General features: G+C 43.7%; 13 protein-coding genes and 1 pseudogene. 1 reads left to right on the top strand and 13 read right to left on the bottom strand.

Translation table 11 applies throughout. The features are described 5' to 3' along the window. Nucleotides 1-21: 21 nt before the first annotated feature. Nucleotides 22-1,260, bottom strand: coding sequence for a methionine gamma-lyase family protein (locus PHP87_RS02845; RefSeq protein ID WP_299918188.1), 1,239 nt, complete (start codon nt 1,258-1,260; stop codon nt 22-24). A 188-nt stretch (nt 1,261-1,448) separates the two neighbouring features. Between PHP87_RS02845 and PHP87_RS02840 the strand changes: the two genes are divergently transcribed. Beyond that, entirely contained in the window at nt 1,449-1,901 is a 453-nt protein-coding gene (locus PHP87_RS02840; RefSeq protein ID WP_299918187.1) for a hypothetical protein, read from the top strand. Between the two features lie 449 nt (nt 1,902-2,350). Here the strand turns inward: PHP87_RS02840 and cas6 are convergent, their stop codons facing one another. The 12 genes and pseudogenes from cas6 to PHP87_RS02780 all read right to left on the bottom strand — a co-directional run. Further along, nucleotides 2,351-3,319 (bottom strand): CRISPR system precrRNA processing endoribonuclease RAMP protein Cas6, encoded by a 969-nt coding sequence (gene cas6, locus PHP87_RS02835; protein WP_299918185.1) that lies wholly within the window; start codon nt 3,317-3,319, stop codon nt 2,351-2,353. A gap of 65 nt (nt 3,320-3,384) precedes the next feature. Beyond that, the gene (locus tag PHP87_RS02830; protein ID WP_276662053.1) at nt 3,385-4,110 is read right to left on the bottom strand and encodes a hypothetical protein; all 726 of its coding nucleotides are present in this window, start codon (nt 4,108-4,110) and stop codon (nt 3,385-3,387) included. 17 nt (nt 4,111-4,127) lie between these two features. After that, nucleotides 4,128-5,264 carry a type III-B CRISPR module RAMP protein Cmr6 gene (cmr6, locus tag PHP87_RS02825; protein WP_299918183.1) on the bottom strand — a complete coding sequence of 379 codons (1,137 nt, stop codon included), beginning with the start codon at nt 5,262-5,264 and terminating at the stop codon, nt 4,128-4,130. After that, nucleotides 5,264-5,677 (bottom strand): type III-B CRISPR module-associated protein Cmr5, encoded by a 414-nt coding sequence (cmr5, locus tag PHP87_RS02820; protein ID WP_276662047.1) that lies wholly within the window; start codon nt 5,675-5,677, stop codon nt 5,264-5,266. Before cmr5 ends, cmr6 begins: the two co-directional genes overlap by 1 nt. Nucleotide 5,678: 1 nt before the next feature. Beyond that, complete coding sequence (gene cmr4, locus PHP87_RS02815; protein ID WP_299918178.1) at nt 5,679-6,710, bottom strand: type III-B CRISPR module RAMP protein Cmr4; 1,032 nt, start codon at nt 6,708-6,710, stop codon at nt 5,679-5,681. 243 nt (nt 6,711-6,953) lie between these two features. Next, nucleotides 6,954-7,946: a hypothetical protein gene (locus tag PHP87_RS02810; RefSeq protein WP_299918175.1), complete on the bottom strand. Its 993-nt coding sequence runs from the start codon at nt 7,944-7,946 to the stop codon at nt 6,954-6,956. Next, nucleotides 7,943-9,124, bottom strand: coding sequence for a type III-B CRISPR module-associated protein Cmr3 (gene cmr3 / locus PHP87_RS02805; protein WP_299918173.1), 1,182 nt, complete (start codon nt 9,122-9,124; stop codon nt 7,943-7,945). Before cmr3 ends, PHP87_RS02810 begins: the two co-directional genes overlap by 4 nt. Next, entirely contained in the window at nt 9,114-11,111 is a 1,998-nt protein-coding gene (gene cas10 / locus PHP87_RS02800) for a type III-B CRISPR-associated protein Cas10/Cmr2 (RefSeq protein ID WP_299918172.1), read from the bottom strand. The genes cmr3 and cas10 overlap by 11 nt, the downstream gene beginning before the upstream one ends. Continuing rightward, nucleotides 11,108-12,259, bottom strand: coding sequence for a type III-B CRISPR module RAMP protein Cmr1 (gene cmr1, locus PHP87_RS02795; RefSeq protein ID WP_299918169.1), 1,152 nt, complete (start codon nt 12,257-12,259; stop codon nt 11,108-11,110). Before cmr1 ends, cas10 begins: the two co-directional genes overlap by 4 nt. A gap of 3 nt (nt 12,260-12,262) precedes the next feature. Next, complete coding sequence (gene csx15 / locus PHP87_RS02790) at nt 12,263-12,697, bottom strand: CRISPR-associated protein Csx15 (protein ID WP_299918166.1); 435 nt, start codon at nt 12,695-12,697, stop codon at nt 12,263-12,265. Then, nucleotides 12,684-14,894 (bottom strand): hypothetical protein, encoded by a 2,211-nt coding sequence (locus PHP87_RS02785; RefSeq protein ID WP_299918163.1) that lies wholly within the window; start codon nt 14,892-14,894, stop codon nt 12,684-12,686. The genes csx15 and PHP87_RS02785 overlap by 14 nt, the downstream gene beginning before the upstream one ends. Before the next feature lie 610 nt (nt 14,895-15,504). Then, a pseudogene (locus PHP87_RS02780) lies at nt 15,505-16,439 on the bottom strand (hypothetical protein); the annotation flags it as partial.

The raw sequence follows: 16,439 nt of genomic DNA, 5'->3' as shown, positions 1-16,439 counted from the left end.
ACAAACTAGCTTTTGGTTCTTTCAGGCATTTCCCAGCAGAAAGCTATCCAACAAACGCTGCAGCAGAAAGCGGCAATGTTCATAGCTAAGCCCCCCCTGGAGAAATACGCAGTGGGGTGAGCGCAAAGGGGCATCACAGGAAAGTTCAATCGAAGAACCTTGCACAAAGGTACCGGCGGCCATTACAATCTTATCCCGGTAAGCTGGCAGCTCGCCATACTCCAAAGTAACATCACTATCCACCGGGGAAGCGTTCTGTACCTCCTGGCAGAAGCGCAAAACCTCAGCTGCATCCCTCAGTTTTACCGCCTGTACAATATCAGAGCGTTTTTCGTTCCAACGAGGAAAGACCTCATAACCATGCTCTTCAAAAACATAAGCTAGAAGAACCGCACCCTTTAAAGCCTGCAAAACCGTATGGGGAGCCAGGAATAAACCCTGATACATAATACGCTTGTCCAACAGGCTGGCACCCAGTTCTTTGCCCAATCCAGGCGCAGTAAGATGAAAGGCTAGCAGTTCAATCAAATCCTTGTTGCCGGCTATATATCCCCCGGAAGGTATAAGGCCGCCCCCCGGGTTCTTTATCAATGAACCCGCTATAATATCTACTCCATAGTGCCCGGGTTCTTGCACCGCGGTGAATTCACCGTAGCAATTATCCAGCATAACAATAGTGGCGGGATTTCTTGCTTTAACCAGTTTAGTCATGGCCGCAATAGTTTCCAAATCTACCGGCGGTCGAGTTTTATAACCACGGGAACGCTGTATTAAAACCATCCTGGTGGTATCTTTTATGGCGGCAGCAATAGCTGTCAGGTCAGGTTTGCCCCGTTCATCCAAATCAACTTCACTGTATTTTATCCCCTTATCTATCAAGGTACCAAGAGATTTCTCTTCATGGCCGATAATCCGGCAGAGGGTATCATAGGGACTGCCAGTAAGAGATATCAGCTCATCGCCCGGTCTTAATAGGGCAAATAGACAGGCTGATATGGCATGGGTCCCAGACACGATTTGGCTTCTTACCAGGGCATCTTCGACGCCAAAGATCTCAGCAAATATATCTTCCAGAGCATCCCTGCCGCTGTCTCCATAACCATAGCCGGTAGAAGGGTAAAAATAATATTCCCGGACCCGGTGTTTGTGAAAAGCTTCGATTACCCTGACCTGGTTGGCATAAGCTATTTCCTCCAGTTCGTTAAACACCATTTGCAGGGAGTGTTCTGCCTCCTTTATTATTGATAAGGCTGTCACCATTTCACCACTTTCGCCAGTCTTTAACTATATCTATCTTATCTCTATAAATGATAACTTCATTCAAGATATGTCGCAACATTTTGTTCTGTACTTTAATGGGTGATTTATTTTGAATTCGAATGATGGCAAATGGAATATTTTTCAATCGTTACGGATATAATATTGGAAAATACATAGGAGGTTAAATTATGGCTGTTTCTTTATCTGATTTTGAAAGTATGTCCGAAAAAGATAAACAAAAGATTCTTCAGGAACTCAAGAATGAAATAGGAGTAAGCGGCATAGCCAAGGCATGGGAAATGTCCAGAACAAAAGTATACAGTATGCTCCATGATTTTAATATCCCGGTAGATTCTAAAAGAGGAAGGCAGCGAAAAGAAAACGCATCACCAGAAAAAGCATTAAACGAAGCTGTTCAGACAATGCGTTCGAGCAGCAGCAATATCGTTCAAATAGAAGACGCAGACAGGTTTAAGTCTTCACTCGAGCTGGAGGAGGAAAAAGAAGAAACAAAGTTTTCTTTCTATCTGGACACCCAGGGAAACGGCCGATTCATTAATGAAACACTTCAACTATTGCTTGCATCTGAGAAGCTGTCTAACTCGGAACTTCGTTTAAATATAAGCATTGAACAAAAATAAGGGGCGTAAGCCCCTTATTTGCTTTATAATTACTGCCACCCCATAATGTCCAGCAATAGACGGTGTTAAATGTCCAGAAGCTGACCTTTTACCTTAACTGTCAAACTCAGGAAGAATGGGCATAAAAAAAATCAGCATTACTCCGGGGTATAGCTGTTACGGCATGCCGTCAGACTATCACTCTGTCTCAATGCCCTGGAAAGCGGGCTGGTCATTGTTAAGGAGTTTGCCACCCCATTTTCCGAAGTGTTTTATATACTTCATGCTTCATTAATCTCACTCAATCTCCCTCACTCTTTAAAATCGCTAACCTCCCATGGACTTTCGGCGTTTGCGGGCTATTGTTGGGAGTATACCTAATATGTTTTTATATATACTTTTTCCACATTATACCTTCTATTCCTACCTGTGGCCATTTATCATTCCTCAATATTGTGGCTTTTCATCATCTAACTAAATTCGCAGCTGTATTTACCCATCCCAAATACCGACCATTTACCTATATGCAACCACTGCCCCAGCATTAGATAAGGCGCAAACGGTGATAGGTCTCCGGTATATTTCAACCAACCAGTAAATCCTTCCATAGGATTGCGTTGTTCCCGGCGCATAGAATAACGTTCCCATCTCTCAACCTGTCCTTCACCCCTGCCATAACTGACTTCCCCAGCCTTCTCCAGTAAAGCTGCAAAACTCTCTTCCGGCAGTATATCATGATGGTGAACATAGAGACTGGAATAGCGGCGCAATATGTTACGCAGCAGTACAACAAAATCTAATTCTTGCAATTGGGATAGCTTATTCCCATCAGCCATCAACTGGGTAGGGGTGATGAAATCAATTGTCACCTCCCGGACTGGTTGCATAGCAGCGCTGGCAAGAAGAACCTCCTGGCCACTCCATTCCACCTCATAACCCGAGCGCAGGTTACCTCCGCTTAAAAAAACGTCTTCTCTGCTACTGGTAAAATCATTTACCGCTTCTACCCTTACCAGTTTATACTTCTTCTTGCCACTTCCCAGTCCGATGCGCCCCCCTTCCCGGAATGCAACCAAAAAGTAGGGGAACAAAGGGATAGCCCGTCCAAATAAAAGCAGGTCAAAAGCCATCTCCCCTCCTGGAGGCAGGAATTCCTGTCCCCCTGGTGGCGGTTCAATTACATAGGGTCGTGGTACCTGGTCATAACCGCTCATCATAGCAGCTACCGGCGAAGGAGCAGTTTCGAAAACATAAGCATAGGGACACTGCGGACGCAGATGGCAATCCGAACATTGCAAATCCGAATCGGCACAGGACATCTGCTGCATAACCCGCCCCATCACTCCCCGTAGAGCCGAACCTTTAAAAGGGGGTAGATCCAATCCACGCTCCCCCGCCCGGATATGGAATCGATATCTGGCTAGGCGAAAATTCTCCATGAAAGGCATCCTTTATTTCGAAAGTATTAATGTTGCCAGAATGCTAATAATCTTTTAATGTATACTCAGCTCTCGGGCCAGTTAATGGAGACTAAAATAGGAAAACTCTCTGCTTCCTTGCCTCGATCAAAGCTACCGTATTTGTCTTTACTCCTGTCTCCAGACCAGATATATTCCAATTGCCGTTCCGGAGAACGAGCAGCTGCCAGTACCATTCCCGCACTCTGTGATTTTTTGCCACCGGTATAATCAGCGATAACATCTCTTTCACGCAGGTCTTTGGTTTTTAAACCGTTATAGATGGCTTCAACTTTATCGAAAACTTCCCCCGGATCGTCAGGATTATTGATTAATACCTTTTCAAAGGTAATTATCTCGCCCTTCCTGTATTTGGTAAATCTCTCTACAAAACCTTGATAGACGTCATCGCTATCCTTAGTAACCAATAACCAGCAATGCTCCAGTTCGTCCAAATGGTGTTTTATTGCAACTTCAGCCACGTTATGTTCCTTTACAGGGCTAACTATAGCTATTAACCCTTTATGTGGTTTGACCTGCCCCTCCTCCTGTTGTATAGATTTTATCCGGGCTTTCTCGCGGGTTTTTCGTAAAACCAGAAACCCGATAAAACCTGTAATAATTATCAGTAAAATTATACCTATTAGTTTGGCAGATATCCCCCAATAATCATACATATAACGTTTACAGACATCTTTTAACAGGTCATATAACAAGATAATAATCGGTAAGGCAGAAAAATCCCTAATTGAAGTCCAGGTCTTATTTTTCATAAATACCCTCCTCATGGCTAAATTATAGTCATATATCCATACCCAACCGCCGTTTTAGCTCCAATTCCGTTTAGTTCCAAAGCTTCTTTTAACCACTTTCCTACTAACTCCAGCGGCTTTACTGACTCCAAATTTTTAAACTGGATTAGCTTTTGACTATCTCCTTCTTTAAGCCCCAATAGAAATTGAAAAGGAGTATCAACCACGGTAAGGAATGGAATCGGTACGGGATTATGATAATCGCCAGGCGGTTGCCCCTGAGAATAATAAGGTTGGTAATGGGGGTTCATGATATCAACCTCAATACGTGGTTCCTTTGATGGCAAAGCATCAAAAAACATTACCTTGCCGGCCTGGGCTGGATACTTATCAACAGCTTGACCTCCAAATACGAAACGAAACGCAGGGTCTTTAAGTGCTTCTTCGTCGCTGTCAAAATACTCGGATATTACCCAACTTCGTACTACTCCTTTGATGGCTTGTCCAGGGATATAAGGAATGCCGTAAATATGGTGCAGGGTTATGGAAGTTTCATAAACCGATTCATTTCCCAGGCCCACTATTAAGCGCCAGTCGGGATAAAAATTAATTGTTAGTAATCTATCTCCAATTACCCCACTGCTAATACCTAACAAGGCTTGAACGGAAGATGAATGCCGACAACAAATACTATTTAAATCAATATTCTTAGCAGTTAAATATGGCTTGTACCCTGACTCCCTGCCAGTTTTAAAAAAGACAAATTTCTTTTCTGCTGGCTCAAAACGGGAACCCTTATGCAATTTTAATGAAATATTATCTATATCCCTTAAACCAATCTCCCGGGTATCCTGAGGTAAATGGGTTTTTCTAATATCAAAAAAGTCCGGCATTTTACTATCTCTTTTCAAACCTGGGGGTTCAGCCTGGTGCATATTAGTTGATGATTTGACCTGGTGGCTGGTATTAGGATCTCTTGTGGGCAATTCTTGTTCATCAACAAATATGCGAACAACTTGACCCTTAATATCTCTTTCAAAAGTACATTCGTGACAATTTAGCGAATCATCTTGAAAAGCGTATTTACTGGGAACTGGCATCCGCTTATTATTAAAGACTATTGTACCGCCATAGCCCTTTTTGGTCTTTTTAATCTCCAATTTACCATGTTCCATTATTCTTCCGCCTCGCCTTCAATCATCCCCTCCGCAAAACGGCGCAGCCAGTTTAAGAAAGCCAGGGTCTCAATGGTTAAAGCTCTGTATTGCTCAGATGGCAATTCGGTAATGGACTGAACTAACGGCTTATCTGAATTCAGCATCCAGTTTACCGATTCTGCGTTTTTCAACCATTCATTTAGTTGTTCATAAATTTCTTTATATGCATATCCCGCTTTGCTCTGGTCATCATTTTTCTTAGAAAAGAAAAAGGCTACGGCTGCTCCCAAACCATTGGTTTTTATTAGCATCGGGAGCTTTTTGACATATTGCTTATACTCTTTCTTTTTATCAAGAGCACTGCCTTTTGCCGCACACTGATAAGCAAATTCCGCTCTACCCTGTTCCAGTTTATCCGTTACAGCCATCATATCACCCCTTCATAAAAACAGTCCGGGTCAGGCCTTTGCCGATAGTGGCGTTGGCTCCAACCTGAATCACCTCTGGTAGCCCAAGCCGGAAGAATTCCATCACCCGGTCTTCTTCCTTCTGCTCACCCTGCGCAGCAAATACCCCTTTATCTTCAGCAAATACCGGGGTTGTTAAAACCAATGAATATAATACCGTCTCCGTTGGTAGATATTCTTCTGAAAAAAGCGCACCACCCTGAACCGTACCGGTCTGGTTGTCAATCTTGGTGCGGGTAATGACCTCGGTGGACATCTCTACAAAATCCCGAAATTCATCATCGGAAAGAACTATAACATCTTTTTTCATCTTGTCCCGCCAGTAGGATAAGGTATCCTGCTCTTCTCCTTTCGGTACCGGAAATAAGCTATCTCCTAACCATTTAGCCAGGTTCGTACACTTGTCACTTTTTTCTGCTTCTATGGTGTATTCCTCCAGTACTATTTTATCGTCCCTTATTACCAGACTCGAAGCAGATGTCCTGGTTTTCTCCCCGGGCAATACCGGAATACTGATTCCGGCCAAACTCAGATCCTGGCGAAACTGCTCCAGGGCTTTGGGACAGGTAACCCAGGCAAAGACCCCCTTCATGGATTTAACCGGGAAGAGCAGAATGCGAGCATCAGTAAAGCCCAGCGCCCCGGCATGAAGTTTTCCATCTTCAGGGCCAAAACTTAGATTTATGGCCTGGTGATATTTAAGCAGGTTTCCTTTCCATTCACCCCAAAGATTCTCCCACTCTTTTCCGTATCTTTTAATTAAACACTCAGGCGGTCGGTAAATATTTTTCTCATCGCCTGTAGCACTTTTGTCCTTTATTAGAGCCGACTCGAAAGCCTCCCTGATGCTGCCCTTTAATCCGGAACCTTCGATTTTAGGATAGCCAGTATGGCGTTCCCTCTGAATAGGTAAATCAACAATACCTAGATCCGCTCCGCTTCCGGCATGCAATGATGTTTCACAAATCAGAAAAAACACATTCGCCTTTTGAAACACTGCCTACACCTCCAATTTAATTTCTCTTTTTTGCGCTCTGGCTTTAATTTTCTCGCGCTCTATTTTAGTATTAATGAATTCTTCGTACTTCTCATGATCCTGAAAAGTGGCATAAATATATATCCTGCCATCTTCTTCGAAATAAAAAATCCTGTTTGGGTTATCCCCGTCATCATAAACTCGATGTTCACCTTTGATTTCGGTTTTCTTTTCACGAGTATCACGGAAACGAAATTTATCCTCTCAAATGCGATAAATATCTTTTTGTTCACCAATCTGCTTCCAGACCTCATCGGAAGCATAAAAGACAAAACGCTGACTTTGAAGGCGTTTGTAGAGAATTTGCCCCATTGGCCCAAGAGCAATATCATTCCCATCAATATCAAGGCAACTGGCACAGTCGGTTCTAAATTGATAATCGAATTGCTTGCTATTGACTATATCTTCTTTTTCAAGAATGTTAAATTCATCAGTGTACTTATTGAAAATGTTCCAATCAACATCAACGGGTATATGAGGTATCTTAAGAAGTAAATCGGTATCTTCAAAAACATAATAAATTGGCAGGTTATATATCTGCGCCATAATAGTCAGGTAAGGTATAACTGCCTTATAACCCCCGGTAATATTTATGGCCAGGTTTTCTCTACCCAGGCTTGCTACCAACCAGTCTACTTTATCAACCAGACGGCGCAAGCCATCACGAGCAAACTTATCGCGGTCTGTAACCTGTAAATCCGCAATAACAGAACCAGCTTTTTCTCCGCCTTCGTATATTTCTTGTTGGTAGTAAACTTTTATTCCGGGTATAATCTCCGGTAAAAAACCGGCAATTATTCCGGCAGCAATAACCGAACTTACAGTATCGGTAGTGATCAAATGTACCTCAATATCTTCCTTAAGGTCGTCGATAATCTTGCGGATGCTGGTAATCTCCGCTGAGGCATCGACATTACTGCTTCCATTATTTGCTGTTTTCCATTCCCACTGACCGTCTCTGCAAACTCGTTCAATACCTGTCAGCCACTTCTTTTTAATTGTTTCTTCAATTTTGTTGCGGGACGAATTCATCTCCTGTGCTTTCATTTTATCTATTAAACCATCTGTAGGGAAATTGCCATATCGTTCCAAGTACTCACTGACATCATTATATTTCTTATCCAGTATTCTCCTAACCTCTGGTTGCATATAGTTGGTAAATAATGAGGTTCCAACTATGGTTATAATGCGTTTCATAAGTTAAGCACCCCCACATATGAAATTCCAAAACCCTGGCGGTAATTTTCCAACATATGGTTAGATGTTCGGTTGGGCTCTTTATCCAATTCTGATATTGCCCGGCCATGAAAGGCCTGGATTACATCATTCATATCTCCGCCACTCCGTAACTTGAAATAATATACACTCCCTGCCGGAACTACTCTTCGGGCCGGTTTGGGCCTCCGCTCCTTAATATCAAAACCGCCTGCCAGCATATAGCGGCTCATAACTGCAGAAATAAGTTTTAAATTAAGCGCTTTCTCTTTTTCCCCATTGACAAATCGATATGTCCCTTCACAACGCCCGGTATTAATCCATTCCGGTAACCAGCCTTGAGCGAACGCACAGGGAGTGGAAAGGTATAGTTTAAAATACCTGGCATCGTCATTAAATTCAGGTGTAGCAATCATATCCGCAGTCAAATCTTTTATTTGCAAGGTTCGATAATAAGCTCCTTTTCCCTCGCCCCCCAGCTTCAAAAAGCCTTCCGGCTTTAATTCCAGACCTTCAATTTCAACCACCATACTCAAACCGTCATACCGTTTCATACCCACCCGGTACAGTTTGCCATCAGCACTGCTGCCGCTGATGCGATCCTTGCCGATACCAACTTTGGGCTCCAGAACAATATGTTCCGCAGCATCAATCGACTGGAGGGGGATATTTTTGGCTCCCGTCTGCAGATAAGTATTTATGTCAACGTTACTGGTAAGACCATAATCCCTGTTGTCAACTTCATCCCCGGTCATTAATAATCGCTCAGGAATCATCTCCAAATTAGACGCTCCTGCATATACGCCCGTTTCAATTTCGCTACAATTCAGGAGCCGAATCTCATATGGTTTTCCAGTCTCCCTCATATTTTTAGTAGACCTATCTTTCCTGGCTACCAAATCTGCCGGTTGCGGCAAATACAGATTCCCACCCAGGCGATAATAAATACCCCTGATAGTTAAATTAGAGGTTACATCATCCAGTTCACCAAGATTGGCAAAACGCTCCGGATGTTGACCCAAATACGCGCTCCTTAAAGCCCCGTACAGGACTGAAGGCAGGGGGAAAAGTTTTCCTTCGGCCCAGCTTTCCTGACCCATGGAGAAAGGCTTGCCATCACGGAAAAAGAGAGTATCCAGGGCTTCAATTTCAATCCACACCGCCGGCCACCTCCCGCGTTAAAAAATGTACAATATTGAGAGCCGATATGAAGTTTTCCAGACTGTCATTGCTATTTTGATACAAATGGAAAACCACTTCCCGCAACTGCCCAACCGCCTCTTTTTTTCGTTTTTTATAATCCTCCCCGGTTTCGCCCTCGCCCCGCTTGAGATTGCAGGTACGTTCTAAAAGCCGACCAATTTCCACCCGTATTATTTCATAGGCATTGTCCATTCCCAGGTAATCCGCTCTCTTTCCCGCCAGAAGATATAATTCGGCATTAAGATTTTTAATGAAGCGCCCTGAAAAATCCCCTTTTTGAATAGCTTCTATAATATCCAGGAAATCATAGATTACTGTTTTACCAGCAATTTTTTTGGATTCCTCCCACCATTTATATACACATTTCTCAATTTCGCCTGAATGTTTCAGCAAGGCAATCCCCAGGGAATTCTTCCCCTCCACTTCCTTTGCCGCTTTTTCCATCTGGTGGACCCACTTCAAGGCTTCAGAAAGTGGCGTTTTGTAATGAGCAATAACCATTCCCGCTGAGAATGAAAGGTTATTGTTTTCTTGAATGAAAGCCTTTTGCTGCAGGGCCTGGTTCACTTTTTCGTCAAATTCAATCCTGAGTTTATCCAGTGACTTCAGAGAATCATCCAGGGTTACAAAGCCCAGAAAATCTTCACCCCCAGCATATACCACCCGACCCCTAAAGCTGGATTCTGTCCCATTTTCTTTCCTGTTTGAATCAGGATTCTGTTCTCCCGAAGGTTCAATAAAGAACTCCTTAACTGAACCGGCAAATTCATTAAGTTTCAGCGAAAGTTCCCGGTGAAAATCTTCCAGCTTCATATTATCGTTCAACTTCGTTCCTGATAACCATTCCCCCATACTATCTCCATCAAAAGCTATAAGGGCATAATAAGAGGATTTGCTCCAGTTACCGCTTCCTTCTTTACCGTTATTCCGGGTCAAACTCTTCTCTGTCTGTCTTTCACGAATATAGGATTGCAGCTTACTATAAGCCCCCATTATTGCCGACTTAATGGTCTCATGCCCTGATTCATTCTTCAGCACTCCCATCTGCAGGCTATTCTTTTTAAAATAATCTGGAGTTAGGTTATCCTCATACAGTAGCTGATCATTATACATGTTGTACTGGTAACGAGTACAGCAGCAAGAATTGAGAACATTTTTATAGGCGCTAAACAATTCTGCTCCTTCATCATCCTTACTCAAGGTGTCCAGCAATGGCATCAGAGCTACGGTAGCAGTTAAAGGAAATTCCTCACTGCTTGCCGACCAAAAGCGTTTTACCAGACATACCGCGCATAGTCCCTCTCCGGCACTTATGCGGCTGTGGTTAAGCGCTATAGCATGGGACGACATAAATTCGGGAGCTTTTTCGGAACCGTCTGTTAATCTGGGAGCATAAAAAAGTGCATTCCTCTCCCCGCAAAGGGAACATTTGCGAAAGCCTTCTTCCTCTAACTGAGAAAATCCTCGCAGGTTTTTAACCCCGCCCAGGTGCATTTCCAGCTTGGAATGTACTTTGAAATAGGAGTCAATCCCTTCACCGCCGGGCAGCATAACCCAGTAAACCTGCCAAAAGCTTTTTATCTGCTCCTTAAACCCCATTATATTGCTTGGTTTTTTTCCACATACATCTTCATAAATCTTGCCAGACAACTCCTGAAACTTTATCTGAACCGCCCTTTCCAGTTCTATACCAATATCCCTTGGGTTAGCTGTGCTTACCCGAGCAACAAAGCGGTTGGGATTGCTGGATTCATCATCGTTATAGTCCGCATTATTTATAGGAAACACTATCTCCGCCCTATAATCGTTAACTACTTTGGTTCGTGCTACTTCGATTAGTTCGGAAAGAATACGGCTGCCGGCCCAAAGATCATGGGTCTTACGTGCCTGGGAAATAAACGCCTGGACCGGGGTGATAGTGAAGAGTAAGAGGTAATCGTTCATAATCGCACCTCCTCATACTCTTTCACGGGAATTGAATTAATAAATTCTTGAATAATTCCGGGGGTTTCAATCATTTTATTGCCGCCATCTTCATCCATTATTTGGTACTCCCCGGGTAATAATCTGCTTTTGAACCAAATCATCATCGGATAATAATTTCCATTATTATCTCTTATTACCTTAATCACTATTGGAGAAGCTCTGCGCCTGAGTAGACTTGGTTTTTGTTTTTCACCCATATCCATACCTGCCATCATAGTTGTCCCATTTTTATGCCTTATTGGGAACCCAAAATTCGGAGTTTCTTCAATGCGTCCCTTATTTCTATTCCTAAAGTTCATGTAATAAACACCTATCTTATCCATTGCTTCCTTCCACGATTTTTGGGGTCGAAATACGTACAATGAAACCTCTTTAAATGAATTCACTGTGTTTAAATTGGTACATGTATCAACAATATTAGACTCAATTATATCCCGCAGAAATCCGCAAACCCCTTCGTGGTTTTTTAAGCGCTTACTGATAAGACATGCTATTAAAATGTTATCCAGCTCACTGGTAATGTTGGTGCTCTCAACCTTTATTATGTCAAAGCTGCCAGCTCCCCTTCGAACTCGACTACCAAGCCCTCCGAAAATTGACAGAAACATGAATGCAATTGAAGCTTCTTGTAATGGCTCCTGTTCATAAGCACTTAGTATTACGGAAAACTCGCTTCCTGACTTGATGTATGGACCATCTAAACGTGTATTCATAGGTAAAACTGAATAAAACAAATAGTGAATTCCCCTGGAACCACTTTTAGATCTGTAGTACGTTTTACCTGATGGTGTTTCTTTATCAAGTTCATCCCACAAGTTATGACCAATAGACGAGTCGTTCAATTTGCTAATTACTCTTATTGAAACCGGACTCTTTTTTCCTGATGAACCTGTACCTCCAAACAAATTGATTTCGCGTTCAAGCAAGCTTTTCGTTTGGGTGGAATCCTGCAAACTTCTCCACCAGTAGCGTATAGCCCCTTTTATCGAGGGAGCTCGCAGTTCCGGTGTCCTACCATCTGCTCCCCGCAGAAACATTGGTGTAATCGTCTCGCATTCAAAGGTCACTGTTATGCGTTTTCCATCGGATTTTTCGTCCACTTCCACTTATCACCTCAATTCTCTTTGTACCCTGCCCCTCTCCCGCACCTCCTGCAAATTAACAATCTCTGCTACCTCGAAGCGCAGCGGGATGGCTCCTGTTACCGGGCGCAGGCGTATCGTGGCTGGGAAATACCCCATCCTGCCGTAAAGCAAAGCCAGCATTACCGCAGTACTGTAATTAAGTGAGGGGAGATTAATAAGCAGAGGCAGGCTCTGCCATTCTTCCGCAGTCAAACCCACCTCCTCTACCATGGCTTCTACCTGTTCAACCAGCAATCGGTTTGTATCAATCTGAGAGGTAATTTGAGTTACTTTTGCTGTTTTCTTGCCTGCTATTTTGTCGATTTGAGCAAGCTGTTCTTCAGTTAAGGGGTGAGTAAAGTTAATTATGTGTATGTCTATCATCTCCTTCCCATTTCTAAGCTTCTCACCTATACTCAAACGTAAACCGCCCTATAAACCTCTGCACCTTCTTTCTTACCGAACTTTTAGAACCGGCATTTTTTACGCAGCTGTAGAACCAGGATTTCTGGTTATCGGGATGATAGACGGGGTGGCCTTCCTCACTGGCGCATATTTCCTGCAGGGCTACCAGGGTTTCCTGATAAGCCTGTTTCAGCTGCTTACCCTTACAACAGTAGGAAGCTGCCATCAACCCGGTACCCAAATGAAGAACCCGGAAGGTAAGCGAAGGGGTTGGACTACCCACGGATAGCGATTGCTTTGCCCAATCCCGCCCTGCATCCTCGTGTCCAGCTTTGAAAGCAATTTCGGCCAGGTGGCGGTAGATTAGTTCCCAGGGGTGGTGATTGGTCGAACCAAAAACTGCCTTATAATCAGTATTCAGCAGTTTTTCCATGACTTGATTCTCCCGCCATTTATCATAAACGTTGATGTATTTGCCCAGGATAAATAGTTTAAAGGGGTTATTGCTGTTTAGTGCTACCCTACAATACTGTAAAGGTAGGCTTTCAGCAGGTATTGTATTTTGCCGGGCATACTTTAAGGCATTGTCATCATCCGGCGAAACAGAGTCTGAAAGTGCAGAATTTTGGCCAGGTAGCTCAGCAAAATATGCGGGGGCATATTCATCAAACAGTTCCCGGTTATCTGTGGCCAATGTCAGTTGCAGGATATGGGCAGTGGTGATTTCGATGTCCCATGGATTGGTGGCAAAATGCTCCAATGCCCGTTGAAATGCTTGTAAGGCCTTTTTGTTTCGGCCCAGGAAGGCATAATTCTGGCCCAGAGAACTATAACATTTACCCAGGACGGGATCGAGAGGAGGCCCGCTGCCGTCATCTTCCAATTGCAGGCGCTTTACCAGGCGAGGAACCAGGCCCTTTTCCAGGAGAAGAACAGCAGCTTCGAAGTTAAATCGGTTAGTTTCAGTTACACTCATACGATTGAGGGTTTCCAGGCGGCGTTCCATATTATCTAATGAACGGGGCAATAAATCCAGTTGTTTAAGGGCTTTTTCCCCGTATTCTATGGCTTTATCCGGTTCACCCAGGTGATTATAGGTTCTTAATAGCAGGTCATACAGGTAATAAAAGATTAAAGGAGGGGGAGGTGGTAGTTTTAAACTGGCCAGGTCCAATACTTCTTGCAGAATAGCTTCCTCCAAATGATATTTGACATTGTCTCCCTTCAAAGTTTTATCCGACATATTGCAGGCTTCCTCCAGGGCGCCGGCACTGATATTCATTTCGGGTAATGCAAAATGCTGCTGGTAGTATTGGTTTAAAGGGTTGGAATCATGGACGAATTTCAATCGTTGGGTTAGAAATGCATATATATCTCCCCTGGTAGACAACTCGTATAGTTCACGCCACTGGTCATCGACCTGATCATAAGCCCATAAATAGGAATTAACCCCCATTTTATGTAGCCTGGCACAAATTTCATTTAAACCCCGATCCGGCAGAGTGGGGTTAATATTCCCATATATCCAGTTACATATTAGGTCAGCCGTCATCAGGCCAACATTTTTAGCCTTATAGATATTCTGCACAAAAAGCTGAAAATCAAGGCGGGGGGAGTTTTCCCGTTCTTCATAAAGTTGGCTCAAAGCTGCGCTGATTACAGGTTCATCAATTAACGAATAACGCCATTTATTCCTGTCCCGATGTTCAAGTCGGTTATAACCCAGTGCTTCATACTGACCCTGACGTTCCCGGTCGCGTTTATCCACCAGAGCGATGCGGCTGGCAATGTGCAGTTTAGTCTTTTTCTGTCCCTGCGCCAGCGGGCTATAATAAATGGCATTATCAAGCAAACGCATCAGCATATTGCGATAAAGGTTGCTGGCCTGGCGTTCATCAATAATATTGGAGCGCTGGTCCTGTTCAAAATCTCCAGCCACAATGCCAATAATAGACCAATCCTTATTATGTCCCAAAAACTCGATTATTTGATTCTGAATCTGGCGCCGCAATTTCAGGTTTTTAATTTTGCTGCCATGTAAACCTTCTGGATAAGTGAGTTTATGTTGGAAACATATCTGCTCCAGCAATGTTTGCAATTTTTTCACGGCCTGCTCCAGGTTTTCGCCTTTATAAACTAAACCGGTATTAAGCTGGGCATGTTCTTTTGCCGTTTCAAAAATTCCGCTCTCATCTAAAAATACAGCCAACAATACAGCTCGCCTCCAACGGGAACAGTAAAAAGGATACCTCATGATTTTTATTTTCGGATCATTTCTGTGAGCCTAGAAATAGCAGGTGTAGTGATAGGTGGCAGGATAACTGGTGCGTCTATTGCATGGTATTCTTTCTTTAATTATTCTCGACAAATTTTCATAATCCTGCCATATTTTTGGAGTTTACCTCTAAATATAAAATTAATCAGCATCTCAATGCCCTGGAAAGCGGGCTGGTTATTGTTACAAAATAGCTAAATTATTAATAGAAGCAGGAGCAAAATGTCTCAATGCCCTGGAAAGCGGGCCAGTCATTGTTACAGACCCCGTTTTAGGGCCGGTGGCTCTAAGGCTCGTGAGCCCCGAATCGCTAACCCCCCCTCTTGACCCCCTCCGGAGTCAAAATAAGGAGTTTGGAACCCTGTTTTGCGAAGCAGTTTATCTCCTTCTTTCTTCATTTATCTCACTCATTCTACGTAATCGCTAACCTCCCATGTACTTTCGGCGTTTGTGGAGCTTACCTTAGTGCAATAGATATTGTATTCATACTACAATATTTTCTACGATTGTCCATGATTTCCTCCTGTTCAGGAGAAACAAGCTAATTTTAAGATTGACAACGACAACTGTTGAGTCTCGTCTCATAATACCTATCAATCTGCCGCTCACATATATCCAATAATTCCTCCCTATCTTCGGCCGTAAGCCGTTTCCAGAGTGAGGGCACGAAGGCTACCTGGCTCAGGTCTTTGCGGTGTTCCAGAAAGAATTTGCGCTCAAATTTTTCAAAGGGCATGGTCAGCATCAGTCGGGCTATCTTAAAATCGCTCATTTCTTTGACTCGGTTAATGCTTGCATTGGGTATCTCTACCTGCAGACCGGCATCTGCCCGCTGTTCGTAGAAAGCACGGAAGAAGCTTACCAGCGCGGCCAGGTCCACCTGCCCTTTTTCATTAACCAGGGTTAACATGCCTTTAAGCATTACGGGCTTGTGGGAAGTGGTCATGTGCCCGGCTTTAACATATCTGAAGAAGTCCTGCCTGATCTCCTCGGGCTTGCGGGCCGATATATCCAGTTGCTGCCTTATATCCTCCAGGCGCTCACGATGAAAGTAACGGTGGGTAACTCTTCCCATGGGCAATTCAAAATCAGGGCCGGGAGTAATCTTGTCTTCATCAACCCAGCGGCGGGCAGTGGCATCATCTACATATAGCTCCAGAGCCAGTTCATGCAGGGACATCATATCTTTGATTTCTTCCTGCCAGTCGAAGAGGTCTACCAGTTCATAATCCTTGATAAATATATTATGGGGCAAAACCGCTTCAATCTTTTCACCCAGCCGTAAGCGGCGATTTTCTTCCTCTATTTTCTCTTGCGGAGCCAGTGCTAGAGCCCCCGGTCGGTATTCCCGCAAACGTAAGAGGCGATGGAGGTTTACCGCATGATTATGCCGGGCGGTATTGTCAATGAAATCAAATACCAGCAAGGCTTCCTTGCCCGGCGCTTTTCGGGTTCCCCGTCCCAATTGCTGCAGGTAAATAA

The sequence above is a fragment of the Syntrophomonas sp. genome, from assembly GCF_028707975.1.
In the GTDB taxonomy this organism is placed as follows: domain Bacteria; phylum Bacillota; class Syntrophomonadia; order Syntrophomonadales; family Syntrophomonadaceae; genus Syntrophomonas.
The sequence above is the reverse complement of the archived record's forward strand: the minus strand, read 5'-3'. Positions and strand labels throughout refer to the sequence as shown.

Bases quoted from the DNA above. Each gene is read 5' to 3' on its own strand.
- cmr6 (WP_299918183.1), bottom strand. From the start codon at position 5,264: ATGGAACATGGTAAATTGGAGATTAAAAAGACCAAAAAGGGCTATGGC.
- cas10 (WP_299918172.1), bottom strand. From the start codon at position 11,111: ATGAACGATTACCTCTTACTCTTCACTATCACCCCGGTCCAGGCGTTT.
- PHP87_RS02840 (WP_299918187.1), top strand. From the start codon at position 1,449: ATGGCTGTTTCTTTATCTGATTTTGAAAGTATGTCCGAAAAAGATAAA.
- PHP87_RS02845 (WP_299918188.1), bottom strand. From the start codon at position 1,260: ATGGTGACAGCCTTATCAATAATAAAGGAGGCAGAACACTCCCTGCAA.
- cmr5 (WP_276662047.1), bottom strand. From the start codon at position 5,677: ATGATGGCTGTAACGGATAAACTGGAACAGGGTAGAGCGGAATTTGCT.
- PHP87_RS02810 (WP_299918175.1), bottom strand. From the start codon at position 7,946: ATGAAACGCATTATAACCATAGTTGGAACCTCATTATTTACCAACTAT.
- cas6 (WP_299918185.1), bottom strand. From the start codon at position 3,319: ATGGAGAATTTTCGCCTAGCCAGATATCGATTCCATATCCGGGCGGGG.
- PHP87_RS02830 (WP_276662053.1), bottom strand. From the start codon at position 4,110: ATGAAAAATAAGACCTGGACTTCAATTAGGGATTTTTCTGCCTTACCG.